Below are 14,027 nucleotides of genomic sequence, written 5' to 3' on the forward strand. Positions count from 1 at the left end.
AGTGTCCGAATCCGAGTCACAACAGCCCCAGCCGATAACAACAGCATCACAAGTCACACGCCGCGCCGTGTCGCGTCCCGGGTGCGGCGTGTCGGCGCGCTGAGGATGTGGCGGTTCGTCCGAATTCCGGCCGATCTCTGCTGCCGAGGGAGACTCCACCGTGCGCCTGAGCCCGACCGTGCGCCACCGCACCCGTCGACCGTCCGTCGTGCTCGCGACCGTGGCCGCCGTCGTGGTGGCCAGTCCCGCAGTCGTCCTGCTCGCGGGCAGTGCGCCCGACGCGGCCGTCGAGTCCGGGACCCCCGACACGGCGGCGCAGACAACGGTGCGCCAGGTCGCACTCGACTCCGTGCCCAGCGTCGTCGTCGACCTGGTGCGGTCGGGTCTCGCCCGGGCCGGTGTCACCCTGCCGCCCATCGACCTGTCGTCGCTGCCGGACCTGGGCACGGCGCTGCCGAAGGGTTTGCTCGACGCGCTGGTGCCGACGCCGTCGACGTCGACGACCTCGCCGGCCACCGTCACCACCGATCCGCGGACGCCGGTCTCGGCGGACATCCCGACCGGCGCGGTGGTCAAGGAGATCAGCCGACCGGACCCGTTCTCGATGGTCGCCCTCACCTGGGACGACCTCGTCGGGCCGACCGCTGCCGGTGCCGCCGCCGACGCCCTCGCGCAGACGACGGCGTTCGTCCGCGCCCAGAAGCCCGACAGGTCCTGGGGCCCGTGGCTCTCCGCCGACGCGATCGACGGCGAACCCGCGCGCACCACCACCGCGATGGGCACCGAACCCATCTGGGTGGGTGCGACCCGTGCGGTGCAGGTCGCGGTCACCCGCGCCGGGGTGGCGACGCCGGCCCGGGAGGGGACGACCCTGCCACCGCAGGTCGGGTCCTCCACACCGGTACCCGGGTCCAACCCCCAGATGACCGTGACTCCGGGTGAGATCGCACCGCGTGCCTTCACCGTCCCGCGCGCTCCCGTCGCCGGTGACCCGCTCGCGCCCTCCGGTGCGGCCGGCGCCCCCGCGCCCACCGGCGCGACCACGACCGCCACGGCACCCGCACCGGTCACCACGTCGGCGGCTCCTGGCCCGTTGGAGAACGTCGTGTCGACCCTCAAGGCGGCACTGATCGACCCCGGCACGGGGACGCTGAAGGGTCTCGGTGGGGGCGCGGGCGGCGCCGCGACCGTCCCGGCGGGCCAGCAGCCACCGATCATCACGCGGGCGCAGTGGGGCGCGGACGAGTCGAAGCGGTGCGACCAGCCCACCTACGACCCCGCGCTGAAAGCCGCGGTCGTCCACCACTCCGCGGGCAGCAACGACTACACACCCGAGCAGTCGGCGGAGATCGTCCGCGGCATCTACGCCTACCACGCGCAGACGCTGGGCTGGTGCGACATCGGGTACAACGCGCTCGTCGACAAGTACGGCCAGGTCTTCGAGGGGGCGTTCGGCGGACTCGACCGCAACGTCCAGGGCACCCACACGGGCGGCTTCAACCGCGAGACCGTGGGCGTCGCGATGCTCGGCGACTACAACGACGTCGCCCCGACACCGGACCTGATCCGGTCCGTCGGGAGCTACCTGGGTTGGCGGCTCAAGCTCGCCGGGCTCGACCCGAACGGCACCGCCCAGCTCACCTCGCAGGGGTTCGAATCGGCGCGGTACGGGGCGGGTGAGGTGTCCAACCTGCCGACGATCTCCGGTCACCGCGACTACGACAGCACCGAGTGCCCCGGCACCCTGGGGTACGCGGCGCTGCCGGCCATCCGGGCCGTCGCGGCGGGGAACCTCGCCGCCGCCGGCACCAGCGCGCCGACCGCCGCGCCCGACGCGGTGGCGACGACCTCGCCCACGAGCGCGGCTCCCGGGCCCGCGACAGCACCGGGTGCGCAGGACGTCCTCGCGACCACCGACACCGGCGAGATCGCGAAGAAGTGGCTGTCGACGGGCGGCGCCACCGGTCTGCTGGGCAACGCCCTGGACACCGAGAAGACCACGCCCGACGGCGCGGCCAAGTTCGTGGACTTCGACAAGGGCAAGATCTACTGGTCGCCACAGACCGGGGCGCAGATCGTCAAGGGTGTCATCGGCAGCGCGTGGGGTGGCGTCGGCTACGAGAAGTCGTCGCTGGGCCTGCCGACGTCCGAGGAGTCTTCGCCGCTCGACGGGATCATCACGCAGGCGTTCCAGTTCGGGACCCTGGTGTTCACGAAGTCCTCCGGGGTGGTGGTGCAGGTCGCCCAGAAGTTCGTCGAGGAGTTCATCCGCGAGATGAAGGCCCGCCTGCTCCCGGGTGCGGCATCGGCCCCGGTGACCGTCCCGACCACCGACGTCCCGGTCCCGACGACCCCGGCGGCCGTGGCGACCTCCCCACCCGCCGCCTGAGCCGGGCGCCCTGTCCGGTCCGTTACCCTGAACCCCCGTGGCAGCAGACCAGCAGTACGACCTCATCGTCGTCGGATCGGGCTTCTTCGGGCTCACCGTCGCCGAGCGGACCGCGGCCGAACTGGGCAAACGGGTGCTGGTGGTCGAGCGTCGCCACCACCTCGGCGGCAACGCCTACTCCGAGCCCGAGCCGACCACCGGCATCGAGGTGCACAAGTACGGGGCGCACCTCTTCCACACCTCCAACGAGACGGTGTGGGAGTACGTCAACCGGTTCACCGAGTTCACGAACTACCAGCACCGGGTGTTCGCCCTCCACGACGGCCAGGCCTACCAGTTCCCTCTGGGTCTCGGACTGGTCTCGCAGTTCTTCGGTCGCTACTTCACCCCCGAGCAGGCCCGCGCGCTGATCGCCGAGCAGGCCGGTGAGATCAAGACCGAGGACGCGCAGAACCTCGAGGAGAAGGCGATCAGCCTGATCGGCCGCCCGCTCTACGAGGCCTTCATCCGCGACTACACCGCAAAGCAGTGGCAGACCGACCCCAAGGAACTGCCCGCCGGCAACATCACCCGCCTGCCGGTCCGCTACACGTTCGACAACCGCTACTTCAACGACACCCACGAGGGTCTGCCTGTCGACGGCTACACCGCCTGGCTCGAGAACATGGCCCGTCACGAGAACATCGAGGTCCGCCTCGACACCGACTGGTTCGACATCCGCGACACCGTGCGCGCGGCGAATCCCGATGCGCCCGTGGTCTACACCGGTCCGCTCGACAGGTACTTCGACTACGTCGACGGTGAACTGGGGTGGCGCACACTCGACTTCGAGACCGAGGTGCTCGACACGGGTGACTACCAGGGGACCCCGGTGATGAACTACAACGACGCCGACGTGCCGTTCACCCGCATCCACGAGTTCCGCCACTTCCACCCCGAGCGGGACTACCCGCGCGACAAGACCGTCATCATGCGCGAGTTCAGCCGGTTCGCGGAGTCCGGTGACGAGCCGTACTACCCGATCAACACCCCCGACGACCGCGAGAAGCTCACGCGGTACCGGGAGCGCGCGAAGGCGGAGACCGCCTCGGAGAAGGTGCTGTTCGGCGGTCGGCTGGGGACGTACCAGTACCTCGACATGCACATGGCGATCGCGAGCGCGTTGACCTTGTGGACCAACACGATCGCGCCGCATCTGCGGGACGGTGCACCACTGGTCGAGGCGGACGCCTCGTGAGCGCGAGTGCAGCACCGGCGACCGACGTCGAACGCGGTGCCTCCGATACGGCGCGGTCGCTCCTGCAGCGGGTGATCCTCCCGCGTCGGGGCGAGCCGCTCGACGTCCGGTCGCTGTACCTCGTCGAGTCCGAGACCAACGCCCGTCGCGCACACGCCACCTCGCGGACGTCGGTGGCGCTCGGGGCGGAGTCGGAGGTCAGCTTCGAGAGCTACTTCAACGGCTTCCCCGCCTCCTACTGGCGCCGCTGGAGCGTGCTCACCGAGGTCGTGCTGCATGTCGAGGTCGCCGCGAGCTCCGACGCCCACGCCGCCTGCCGGGTCGACGTCTACCGCTCGAAGATCGACGGTTCGCGGATCGCCGTGGACGGCAAGCTCGTCGAGATCGGTGACGACGGAACAGGTGTCGTCGAGTTCGTCGTCGACCTCGGTCCGTTCGAGGACGGTGGCTGGATCTGGTTCGACGTCACCACCGACACCGCCGTCGAGATCACCGGAGCGGGCTGGTACGCCTCCACGACGCCGGCGTCCGGTCCCGACAGCAAACGGGTCACCGTCGGGATCCCCACCTTCAACCGTCCGGCCGACGCCGTCGCGGCGCTGGCAGCGCTGACCTCCGACCCCCTCGTCGACGAGGTGATCGACGCGGTCATGATGCCCGACCAGGGCACCCGGAAGGTGCGCGATCAGGACGGCTTCACCGCTGCCGCAGAGGCTCTCGGTGACCGGCTGCACATGTTCGACCAGCCCAACCTCGGCGGCTCCGGCGGCTACAGCCGGATCATGTACGAGGCGCTCGAGCAGACCGACAGCCCCTACATCCTCTACATGGACGACGACATCGCCATCGAGCCGGACGCGATCCTGCGCGCCCTCGCGCTCTCCCGGTTCGCGAAGGACCCGATGCTCGTCGGCGGTCAGATGCTCAACCTGCAGGAGCGCAGCCACCTGCACTCCATGGGCGAGGCGATCGACCGCGGCGTCTTCATGTGGACCTCGGCGCCGTTCGTCACCTACGACCACGACTTCTCTAAGTACCCGCTGCGGGACACGGAGAACTCCAAGGACCTGCACCGTCGCATCGACGTCGACGGCAACGGCTGGTGGATGTGCATGATCCCGCGGGTGTGCGCAGAGGACATCGGGCTGCCGATGCCGCTGTTCATCAAATGGGACGACTGGGAGTACGCGCTGCGGGCACGCGTGGCGGGCTACCCGACCGCGACGGTCCCCGGTGTCGCGATCTGGCACATGGCCTGGAGCGACAAGGACGACGCGATCGACTGGCAGGCCTACTTCCACCTGCGGAACCGGTTGGTCGTCGCGGCCCTGCACCACGACGGTCCGCACCGCGGGATCATGCAGTCGTCCATCAAGGCGCTGATCAAACACCTGATCTGCCTGGAGTACTCGACGGCGGCCATCCAGATCGAGGCCATGCGCGACTTCCTCGCCGGCCCCGAGAACCTCGTCGACCTGCTGCCCACCGCGTTGCCCAAGGTGGCGGCGCTGCGCAAGCAGTACCCCGACGCGGTGGTGCTGGGATCGGCCACCGAACTGCCCCGCACCTCCGGGGAGGCGACGGGACTCGGTCGCAACGCCCCCGGCAACCCGATCTCGAAGATCGCCGCACTGGGCAAGGCCGTACGGAACAACCTGCGTCCGGCCGACCCGCACCACCACGAGGTGCCGCAGGCCAACTTCCCGCCGATCGAGGCGCGCTGGTTCTCCCTCGGCCGCGTGGACGGTGTCACCGTGACCACCGCAGACGGCCGCGGTGTGGTCTACCGCAAGCGTGACCGCGACACGATGCTGTCGCTGCTGCGGGAGTCGCTCGCGGTGCACAAGCAGGTCAACGAGCGGTTCCCCGAGATGCGTCGTCGCTACCGTGACGCGGCGCCGCAGCTGACGAGCAAGGAGAGCTGGGCCCGTGTCTTCGGCATCGACTGATGACCGCGCACGCGGCGAGGTCGCCGCGCTGATCGCGATCCAGGGGGCCGTCGCCGACGCCCCCGGCGTGCTGCCGGCGGCGCGGGGCCTGTCGCATCTCGGCGAACACGCACTCGGCTGGCTCGTCGCCGCGGGTGTCGGTTTCTCCGTGGCCACGGTCCGCGGTGACGAGGCCGCCCGCGTCCGGTGGGCGCAGGCGGGCATCGGGGCGTTCGGGGCCCATGCCGCGTCGGTCGTGGTCAAGCGTGTGGTGCGGCGCCGCCGCCCCCACGACCCCCGCATCCGGGTCGGCGTCGGCACACCCAGCCGGCTCAGCTTCCCGTCGAGCCACGCCACGTCCACCACCGCCGCCGCGATCCTCCTCGGACGGGCCGCGGGCCTGCCGCCCGCGGCACTGCCCGGGGTGCTCGTGCCCCCGATGGTCGCGTCGCGTCTCGTGCTCGGCGTGCACTATCCGTCCGATGTCGCGGCGGGAGCGCTGCTGGGAGCGGTGTGCGCGGCCGCGGTCGCACGGGATGACAGACTGACCGCGCGCGCGATCGCGCAGCTCGATGCCGCCGGCCGTGCCCTGCGCGGGCGCGGGCCGATCAGGGGAGAACGATGAGCGAGGAGCCGATCGAGACGACCGAGGTCAAGGGACCTCCGAAGTCTCTCGCGGCGGGCCTGGTCAAGGCCGTCCGACCACGCCAGTGGGTGAAGAACATCCTGGTGCTGGCCGCGCCGGTGGCGGCGGGTGCTGTCGGCGACGCCGACGTCATCGCGCGCACCGCGATCGCGTTCGTGGTGTTCAGCATGGCCGCGTCGTGCATCTACCTCGTCAACGACGCCCTCGACGTCGAGGCCGACCGCGCGCACCCCACCAAGCGCTACCGGCCGATCGCCGCGGGCGTGGTCCCGCGGTCGTTCGCCTTCGTGCTGGCGACCGTCCTCGGTGTCGCGGCGCTGGGGCTGTCGTTCCTGGCGAACTGGCAGCTCGCCACGGTCATCGCCGTCTACATCGCCATCCAGCTCGCCTACTGCTTCGGTCTCAAGCACCAGGCCGTCCTCGACATCTGCATCGTGTCGTCGGGCTTCCTGCTCCGCGCGATCGCCGGTGGTGTCGCGGCCGAGCTGCCCAAGGGCCTGTCGCAGTGGTTCCTGCTGGTCATGGCGTTCGGATCGCTGTTCATGGCGGCGGGCAAGCGCTACGCCGAACTGCAGCTCGCCGAGCGCACCGGCGCGAAGATCCGCAAGTCGCTCGAGTACTACACGACCACCTACCTGCGGTTCGTGTGGACGTTGTCGGCGACCGCCGTCGTGCTCTGTTACGGACTGTGGGCCTTCTCCCGGGACCACGACGAGAACGTCTTCTATGCGGTCTCGATGGTGCCGTTCACCGTCGCGATCCTGCGGTACGCCGTCGACGTCGACGGGGGACAGGCCGGTGAACCGGAGGAGATCGCCCTCGGTGACCGTGTCCTGCAGTGTCTCGCCGTGGCCTGGTTAGTATGCGTCGGTGTCGCGGTCTATCTCGTCTCCTGAGTCCACGGGCCCGAACACACCCGTAGACCCCGACACACGTGCCGGCACCGACACATCCGTGGGCACCGGCGCGCACCGCGCCGCCGTCGACGACGGTCCCCGTGGAGGTCGCTTCGCCCGCCTGCCCGCACTCACCGCCGGGATCAGCGCCGTCGTCGTCGCCGTCTTCTTCGCGTACGGGGCCTGGGAACGCCGGTGGATCGCCGACGACGGGCTGATCGTCCTGCGCACCGTCCGCAACCTGCTGGCCGGCAACGGTCCGGTCTTCAACGAGGGCGAGCGCGTGGAGGCCAACACCTCCACGGTGTGGACCTATCTCATCTGGTTCTGGAGCTGGGTCACCGACGCCCAGGTCGAGTACGTCGTGCTGTGGATCGCCCTGGTGCTCTCGGTGGCCGCGCTCCCGATCGCGATCTGGGGCACCTACCGACTCCTCGACCTGCGCGCGGGTGTCGGCACGGCGGTCGTCGTGCCGTTCGGTGCGCTGATCTACATCGCGCTGCCCCCCGCCCGTGACTTCGCGACGAGTGGCCTCGAGGTCAGCCTCTGCATCTTCTGGGTGGCCGTCCTGTGGGTGCAGATGGTCGCCTTCGCCCGCCGTCCCGCCGGCGGCGACGCCGGACGGATCCTCGCCATCGGGTTCACCGCCGGCCTGTCGCCGCTGATCCGGCCGGAGCTCGCCCTCGTCGGCGCGCTGGTGCTGCTGCTCGTGGTCTGCTCGCCGATGACGTGGCGCCTGCGCATCGGGTTCGCGATCGTCGCCGCGGTGCTCCCGGTGGGCTACCAGATCTTCCGGATGGGCTACTACGGCCTGCTGGTGCCGAACACCGCCGTCGCCAAGGACGCGACCGGGTCGAAGTGGGAGCAGGGATTCCGATACCTCGGGAACCTGTTCAGCCCGTACGTCCTGCTGCTGCCGGTCGTGATCGCCGTCGTCGCCGGCGCACTGCTCTGGTTCGCACGGACCCGATCGGTCGACCGCGTCGCGACACCGGTGCGCGGCGGCCGGATCGCACGGTCGAGCGCGCGGCTGCGCAGCCCGGGAGCCGTCGTCGCCGTGTTCGTCCTCGGTGGTCTGCTCGAGGGCGTCTACTGGCTGCGGCAGGGCGGCGACTTCATGCACGCGCGCGTCATGCTCGTCCCTCTGTTCCTGCTGCTGCTGCCGGTCGTCGTCATCCCGATCACGCTCCCCCGCCTGCGGGGGGCCGCCCGGCGCGCCGTCACCACCGAGATCGTCGGTGCGGTGCTGTCCACCGCGTTCTTCGTCACCGTCGTCGTGTGGGCGATCGCCACGTCGCACTCGCCGGGGATGCACAACGGCACCGACATCGGCCGCAGCGGGATCGTCGACGAACGACGCTTCTACATCCAGAACATGTCGATCAAGCACCCCATCACCGCGGAGGACTACCTCGACTACCCGCGGATGCGCGCGATGGTGGAGAACATCGACGAGCACGCCGAGCGGGGCGGTGTCCTGCTCCCGTCGGCCGACTACGACAGCTGGTGGTACGACCCACTGCCCGACCGCCTCCCGGCCGGCACACCGAAGCAGCTGACCGTCTTCTTCCTCAACCTGGGGATGACCAGCATGAACGCGCCCCTCGACGTGCGCGTGGTCGACCAGATGGGGCTGGCCTACCCGATCGCCTCGCACACCGAGCGACTCGAGTACGCGCGGATCGGCCACGACAAGGACCTCGACACCGAGTGGGTCGTCGCCGAGTCCGGCGCCGTCGAGCTGCACCCGTTCCTGCCGCTCTACCTCGACGAGGACTGGGTGCGACAGGCCAAGGAGGCACTCACCTGCCGCCCGACCGAGGACCTGATCGCCTCCTACAAGGAGCCGATGTCGCTGTCACGGTTCAAGCGCAACGTCCTGCAGGCGCGGACTTTCACCGACTACCGGATCGAGCGCGTACCCCGCTATGAGCTGCAGCGATGCAAGCTCCCGATCCCGCCGCCCGTGCGCGGCGGCCGGTGATCGGTCTCGAATGTGTAACGGCGGCGCGTCCCGGTGCGATACGTTTCTGGCTGGCCTGTACCTGCAGGTCACGTCGTCGCACAGGTCGTCGACGGATCGCCGACACGGGTTTGCCGGTGGCAAACCCGTCACATAGGCTGCCGAACGGTGCGAGATCGCTGTTCGCGTACCGACCCTGAGCTGCGCGACAAGCGCACAGGACAAGAGAGTGAGCACGAGTCGATGGGTGTGACCACACCGAAGAACCCCGCCTCCGGCGGCCTCGCGCGCCGCCTCGCCGCGGTGTTCGTCGCCGTCGCGACCCTCGCCGGACTCGGCGTGGTGGTCGGACAGGCGGGTACGGCGTCGGCCGCCCCGGGTGTCCGCCAGATCTTCATCAACGGCTGCGGCATGCCGGCGGTCAAGGTGCGGATGTGGACCCGGCCGGGCAACTACAAGACCGTCATCGCCCTCGACGGGCTGCGCGCCACCAGCGACGTCAGCGGGTGGGAGCACAACACCCGCATCGCGGACCTCGCCGATCGTGGTGTCAACGTCGTGGAGCCGGTCGGCGGTCTCGCGAGCTTCTACAGCGACTGGGACGCCCCCAGCAACTTCAACAACCAGCCCTACCGCTACCGGTGGAGCTGCGCCATCAACCAGAGCCTGATCCCGACGCTGGACCGCATGGGTCTCGCGGTCGGCCGCACGGGCAAGTACGCCATCATGGGCATCTCCATGGGCGGCAACTCGTCGATGGTGATCGGCGCGAACAACCCGCGCATCGACCACCTGTTCTCGATGTCGGGCTACCTGAACCTCTCGGCGCCGGGCATGCGTGAGGCCATCCGTATCGCCCTGCTCGACGCGGGCATCGAGGCCGGTGTCGGCCCGTTCAACTCCGACTCCATGTGGGGCCCGCCGACCAGCGTGCGCTGGCTCGAGAACGACCCGCTCGTGCAGATCGGCAAGATGCGCGGCAAGAAGGTGCGTGTCGCGGCGGGCAGCGGTCTGCAGGGTCGCTTCCCGGTCGATCCGATCGGACTGATCCAGGGCGCGCCGCTCGAGGCGCTCTCGCTGGCGCAGAGCCGCGCGTTCCAGGTCCAGGCGCTCATCAACAACGTGCAGATCACCTCGGACTTCCCGAGCACGGGCCTGCACGCATGGGGCTACTGGTCCGACATGGTGTTCCGCGCGCTGAACCAGGGGTGGTTCCGCGACTGACGGTCGCCGGACCGTGAGTCACAGAAGCCTCACGATTCACACAAATTCACACCAGTAACAGTGTGGCTTCCACACTTCGCGACGCCCTGCGTGTAGTTCTTCTACGCGTAGGGCGTCTCGCGTGTCGCGGGACCTGCTGGGCGAAGGGTGTGGATGGTGATGGGTGTGCGTCGTCGGCGGACGGATGGCGGTCGAGCGGGGCTGTGGCGGCTCGGTGTGGTCGCGGCGACCTCGGCGGTGGTGCTGTCGATGACCGCCACCGGGACGGCTCTCGCCGCTCCCGGCACCGGCACGGACACCCCTGCCGCGTCGTCGAGCGCGCCCGCGCCCAACCCCGCCCCCGTGGCGCTACCGGGCGTGAAGGTGACGAACACGTTCTGGTACAGCGACCGTCGTGTCGCGATCTGGGTGTACTCGCCCGCCATGGGGCGCAACATCCAGGTGCAGCTGCTGCTCGCCCGGGACTGGAACGCCTCGCCCACGGAGAAGTTCGCCCAGCTGTACATGCTCGACGGTCTGCGCGCCCAGGAGGACCAGAGCGGCTGGACGATCAACACCGACGCCGAGAACTTCTACAAGGACAAGAACGTCACCGTCGTCCTGCCGGTCGGCGGTGAGTCGAGCTTCTACATGGACTGGAAGCAGCCGGACAAGGGCAAGAACTACCAGTGGGAGACGTTCCTGACCAAGGAACTCCCGCCGGTGCTGGCCAACCAGTGGCGCGCCACCGACGTGCGCGGCGTCGAGGGCCTCTCCATGGGTGGCACGGCGGCGATGATGCTGGCCGAGCGCAACCCGGGCTTCTTCACGTTCGCGGCCTCGTTCTCCGGGATCCTGCAGCTGTCGTCCTTCGCGATGCCCCAGGCCGTGCAGTTCGCCGTCCGGGACGCCGGTGGATACGACTCGGCCAAGATGTTCGGCCCGCCGTCGGACCCGGCGTGGAAGGAACACGACCCGTACCTGCACGCCGACAAGCTCAAGGGCGTCAGCCTCTACGTCTCGTCGGGCAACGGCCTCATCGGGCAGTACGACACCCCGTCGGACCTGCCGTATCTGGCGACCAACTACGCCGGCGTCGGACTCGAGGTGCTGTCCCGGGTGACCTCGACCCAGTTCGCGACGAAGCTCAACCAGCTCGGCGTCGCCGCGCAGGCCGTGTACCGCCCGTCGGGCACGCACACGTGGGGCTACTGGGAGTTCGAGATGCACCAGGCGTGGCCGCAGGCCGCCCGGGCCCTCGGTGTCGCCGCCGACACGCCCAAGTGCGGCGTCGGCGGGGCGATCAAGCCCGTCGCCGACAAGCACAAGGAGCTCGGTCAGTGCCTGACCCCGGAGTACGGGGTGCCGGGTGGACGGGCCCAGGACTTCTTCGGCGGCCGCATCCTCTGGTCCTCGGCGACCGGCGCCCACGTCGTCGGCGGCGCGATCGGCGGGTCGTACGTGGCCTCCGGTGGCACCGACGGGTTCCTCGGGTTCCCGATCAGCGACGAGCTCGGCACGCCCGACCGCAAGGGTCGCCTCACCAAGTTCCAGAACGGCTACATCTACTGGACGCAGGCGACCGGCGCGCACCCGGTCGCGGGCGCGATCCTCGCGGACTGGGCCAAGGCCGGTTACGAGCGCGGACCGATGGGTTACCCCACGGGCGACGAGATCGACACGCCGAACAGCAAGGGACGGGTGCAGGGCTTCTCCCTGGGCGCGTACTACTGGACGCCGTCGACCGGGGCACATTCCGTGCAGGGCCGGATCTTCGACAAGTACGGCAAGACCGGGTTCGAGGGTGGATACCTCGGGTTCCCGACGTCGAACGAACTCGGTGCCGCCCGCGGCGGCCGCTTCAACCGCTTCGAGGGCGGCAACATCTACTGGACGCCGACGCTCGGAGCGTTCGCCGTGCCGACCGGCAAGATCTTCGACGCCTGGGGACAGGCCGGCTTCGAGAACGGTCGTCTCGGCTACCCGATCAGCGACCAGTTCGCGATCACCGGCGGGAACCGGGTGAACTTCGAGCGGGGGTACATCGAGGAGATCAACGGCGCGGCCGTCGTCCACTGAGCTGACACCGCCGACAGCCCGGGGCTGCCGGCGGCCCGCCCCCGACCCGCCCGGCCCGATCGCGCACGCCGGTAGCCTGGCGGGCCGACACCGACGAGAAGGGGAGTAGATGCGGAAGACGCGCGTACGTCTGGGAGCGGCTGTGGCGGGGATCGCGGCGGTGGCCGTGCTGGGAGCCTGCGGCAGCGGCGACTCGACGGTCTCGGCGCCGGTGAGCAGCAGCTCGGCCGAGGCGACCACGTCGATCACCTCCTCCGCGGCACCCTCGTCGTCGCAGGACGCCTCCGTCGACCCGTCCGCGCCGGTGGGTGGATCGTCGCTGCCCGCCACCGCACCGTCGGGCACGGCTGCACCGTCGGGCTTCCCGGGCGGTGCCCCCGCACCCGCGGGCACCAAGGGTGCCGCGTACCTCGCCGAGCTCAAGCGCGTGGGTGTGACCGTCCCGAACGACCCGGACAACTCCATCGCGCTCGGCGCCGCCGACTACATCTGTGCCGAGAAGGCGCGCAACACCCCGACCGCGCAGGTGAAGACGTTCGTCACCGCGATCGTCGCGTCCGGCACGACCGACGCCGCGGCGGCGTCGTCGAACGCCGACAAGGTGATCGCGGCCGCGTCGAGCAAGTACTGCGGCTGAGTCGATGGCCCGTCGCACACGGTCCCGCCGCCGCACCTGGTTGTGGGTGCTCCTGGGGGTCGCCGCCCTCGCGATCATCGCGATCGTCCTGGTGATCGTCCTCATCTGGAATCTGCTGCAGCCCTCGCCCGGCGGTCCCCGTCTGCCCGGACAGTCACCGTCGTCGAGCGCTCCCCGGGCGACCGCGCAGCCGGCGGACTGCCCCGACGTGCAGGTGGTCGTCATCCCCGGTACGTGGGAGTCCTCGGCCGGCGACGACCCGTACGCGCCGTCCGCGAACCCGAACTCGCTGATGCTCAAGGTGTCCCGACCGCTGTCGGAGGCGTTCCCGTCGTCGCGTGCGGACGTCTACACGGTCCCGTACGTCGCCCAGTTCCGGAACCCGACGGTCCCGACCGACCGCACCACCGACTACAACACCTCGCGCGCCCAGGGGAACCAGCGTGCCCGCGCCGAGATCTCGACGGTCGCCGGCCGGTGCCCGCTCACCGGGTTCGTGCTCATGGGGTTCTCGCAGGGCGCGGTGATCGCCGGTGACATCGCCTCCTCCATCGGCACCGGCCGCGGTCCTGTCGCCGCCGACCAGGTACTCGGCGTCGGCCTGATCGCCGACGGTCGTCGTCAGCCGGGTGAGGCGAAGTCGGCGGGACCGAACCCCGACGGCGTCGGCGCCGAGGTGGCCCTCGGCGGGTTGGGCGGCATCGTCCCCGGCATCTCCATGACCGGTGGCCGACCGGGCGGGTTCGGGGACCTGAAGGACCGCACGTGGTCGCTGTGTGCCCCGGGCGACCTCATCTGCGACTCCCCGACGATCGTCAACCCCCTCGAGGGGCTGTCGAAGATCGCCGGCGCCCTGAACAACCCGGTCCACGCGATGTACGCGACGACGCGCTACTGGAACGACGACGGAGCGTCCGCGACGCGCTGGATGTTCGGGTGGGCACGTTCGCTGATCGCCGACGCACCCCGTCCTCCGCACAACTGATGGCCGATCCGTTCGTGGTCGCGTATGGGCGGGTTTGGGTGGACCCCGGTCCCGCCACTATCGT

10 protein-coding genes are annotated in these 14,027 nt (G+C 70.0%); all 10 read left to right on the forward strand.

Annotation, left to right across the window (positions count from 1 at the left end):
- Positions 1-160 precede the first annotated feature (160 nt).
- The 10 genes from LX14_RS08405 to LX14_RS08450 all read left to right on the forward strand — a co-directional run bounded on the left by LX14_RS08405 (position 161) and on the right by LX14_RS08450 (position 13,963).
- A complete protein-coding gene (locus LX14_RS08405) occupies positions 161-2,389 on the forward strand; it encodes an N-acetylmuramoyl-L-alanine amidase (protein ID WP_253646769.1) in 2,229 nt (742 codons plus the stop codon).
- A 37-nt stretch (positions 2,390-2,426) separates the two neighbouring features.
- Positions 2,427-3,626 (forward strand): UDP-galactopyranose mutase, encoded by a 1,200-nt coding sequence (glf, locus tag LX14_RS08410; protein WP_253646770.1) that lies wholly within the window; start codon positions 2,427-2,429, stop codon positions 3,624-3,626.
- A complete protein-coding gene (locus LX14_RS08415; protein ID WP_253646771.1) occupies positions 3,623-5,575 on the forward strand; it encodes a glycosyltransferase in 1,953 nt (650 codons plus the stop codon). The genes glf and LX14_RS08415 overlap by 4 nt, the downstream gene beginning before the upstream one ends.
- Positions 5,556-6,179 carry a phosphatase PAP2 family protein gene (locus tag LX14_RS08420; RefSeq protein WP_253646772.1) on the forward strand — a complete coding sequence of 208 codons (624 nt, stop codon included), beginning with the start codon at positions 5,556-5,558 and terminating at the stop codon, positions 6,177-6,179. Before LX14_RS08415 ends, LX14_RS08420 begins: the two co-directional genes overlap by 20 nt.
- Entirely contained in the window at positions 6,176-7,096 is a 921-nt protein-coding gene (locus LX14_RS08425; RefSeq protein ID WP_253646773.1) for a decaprenyl-phosphate phosphoribosyltransferase, read from the forward strand. The genes LX14_RS08420 and LX14_RS08425 overlap by 4 nt, the downstream gene beginning before the upstream one ends.
- A gap of 58 nt (positions 7,097-7,154) precedes the next feature.
- Complete coding sequence (locus LX14_RS08430) at positions 7,155-9,080, forward strand: arabinofuranosyltransferase AftB family protein (protein WP_372505288.1); 1,926 nt, start codon at positions 7,155-7,157, stop codon at positions 9,078-9,080.
- Between the two features lie 222 nt (positions 9,081-9,302).
- Positions 9,303-10,283, forward strand: a complete 981-nt coding sequence (locus tag LX14_RS08435) for an alpha/beta hydrolase (RefSeq protein ID WP_253646774.1) — start codon at positions 9,303-9,305, stop codon at positions 10,281-10,283.
- A 153-nt stretch (positions 10,284-10,436) separates the two neighbouring features.
- Positions 10,437-12,341: an alpha/beta hydrolase-fold protein gene (locus LX14_RS08440; protein WP_253646775.1), complete on the forward strand. Its 1,905-nt coding sequence runs from the start codon at positions 10,437-10,439 to the stop codon at positions 12,339-12,341.
- Between the two features lie 109 nt (positions 12,342-12,450).
- Positions 12,451-12,978 carry a DUF732 domain-containing protein gene (locus LX14_RS08445; RefSeq protein ID WP_253646776.1) on the forward strand — a complete coding sequence of 176 codons (528 nt, stop codon included), beginning with the start codon at positions 12,451-12,453 and terminating at the stop codon, positions 12,976-12,978.
- Positions 12,979-12,982: 4 nt separating this feature from the next.
- Entirely contained in the window at positions 12,983-13,963 is a 981-nt protein-coding gene (locus LX14_RS08450; protein WP_253646777.1) for a cutinase family protein, read from the forward strand.
- Positions 13,964-14,027 lie beyond the last annotated feature (64 nt).

This window comes from Williamsia deligens, from assembly GCF_024171765.1.
In the GTDB taxonomy this organism is placed as follows: Bacteria; Actinomycetota; Actinomycetes; order Mycobacteriales; family Mycobacteriaceae; genus Williamsia_A; species Williamsia_A deligens.

Bases quoted from the DNA above. Each gene is read 5' to 3' on its own strand.
- LX14_RS08435 (WP_253646774.1), top strand. From the start codon at position 9,303: ATGGGTGTGACCACACCGAAGAACCCCGCCTCCGGCGGCCTCGCGCGC.
- LX14_RS08440 (WP_253646775.1), top strand. From the start codon at position 10,437: ATGGTGATGGGTGTGCGTCGTCGGCGGACGGATGGCGGTCGAGCGGGG.
- LX14_RS08445 (WP_253646776.1), top strand. From the start codon at position 12,451: ATGCGGAAGACGCGCGTACGTCTGGGAGCGGCTGTGGCGGGGATCGCG.
- LX14_RS08425 (WP_253646773.1), top strand. From the start codon at position 6,176: ATGAGCGAGGAGCCGATCGAGACGACCGAGGTCAAGGGACCTCCGAAG.
- LX14_RS08450 (WP_253646777.1), top strand. From the start codon at position 12,983: ATGGCCCGTCGCACACGGTCCCGCCGCCGCACCTGGTTGTGGGTGCTC.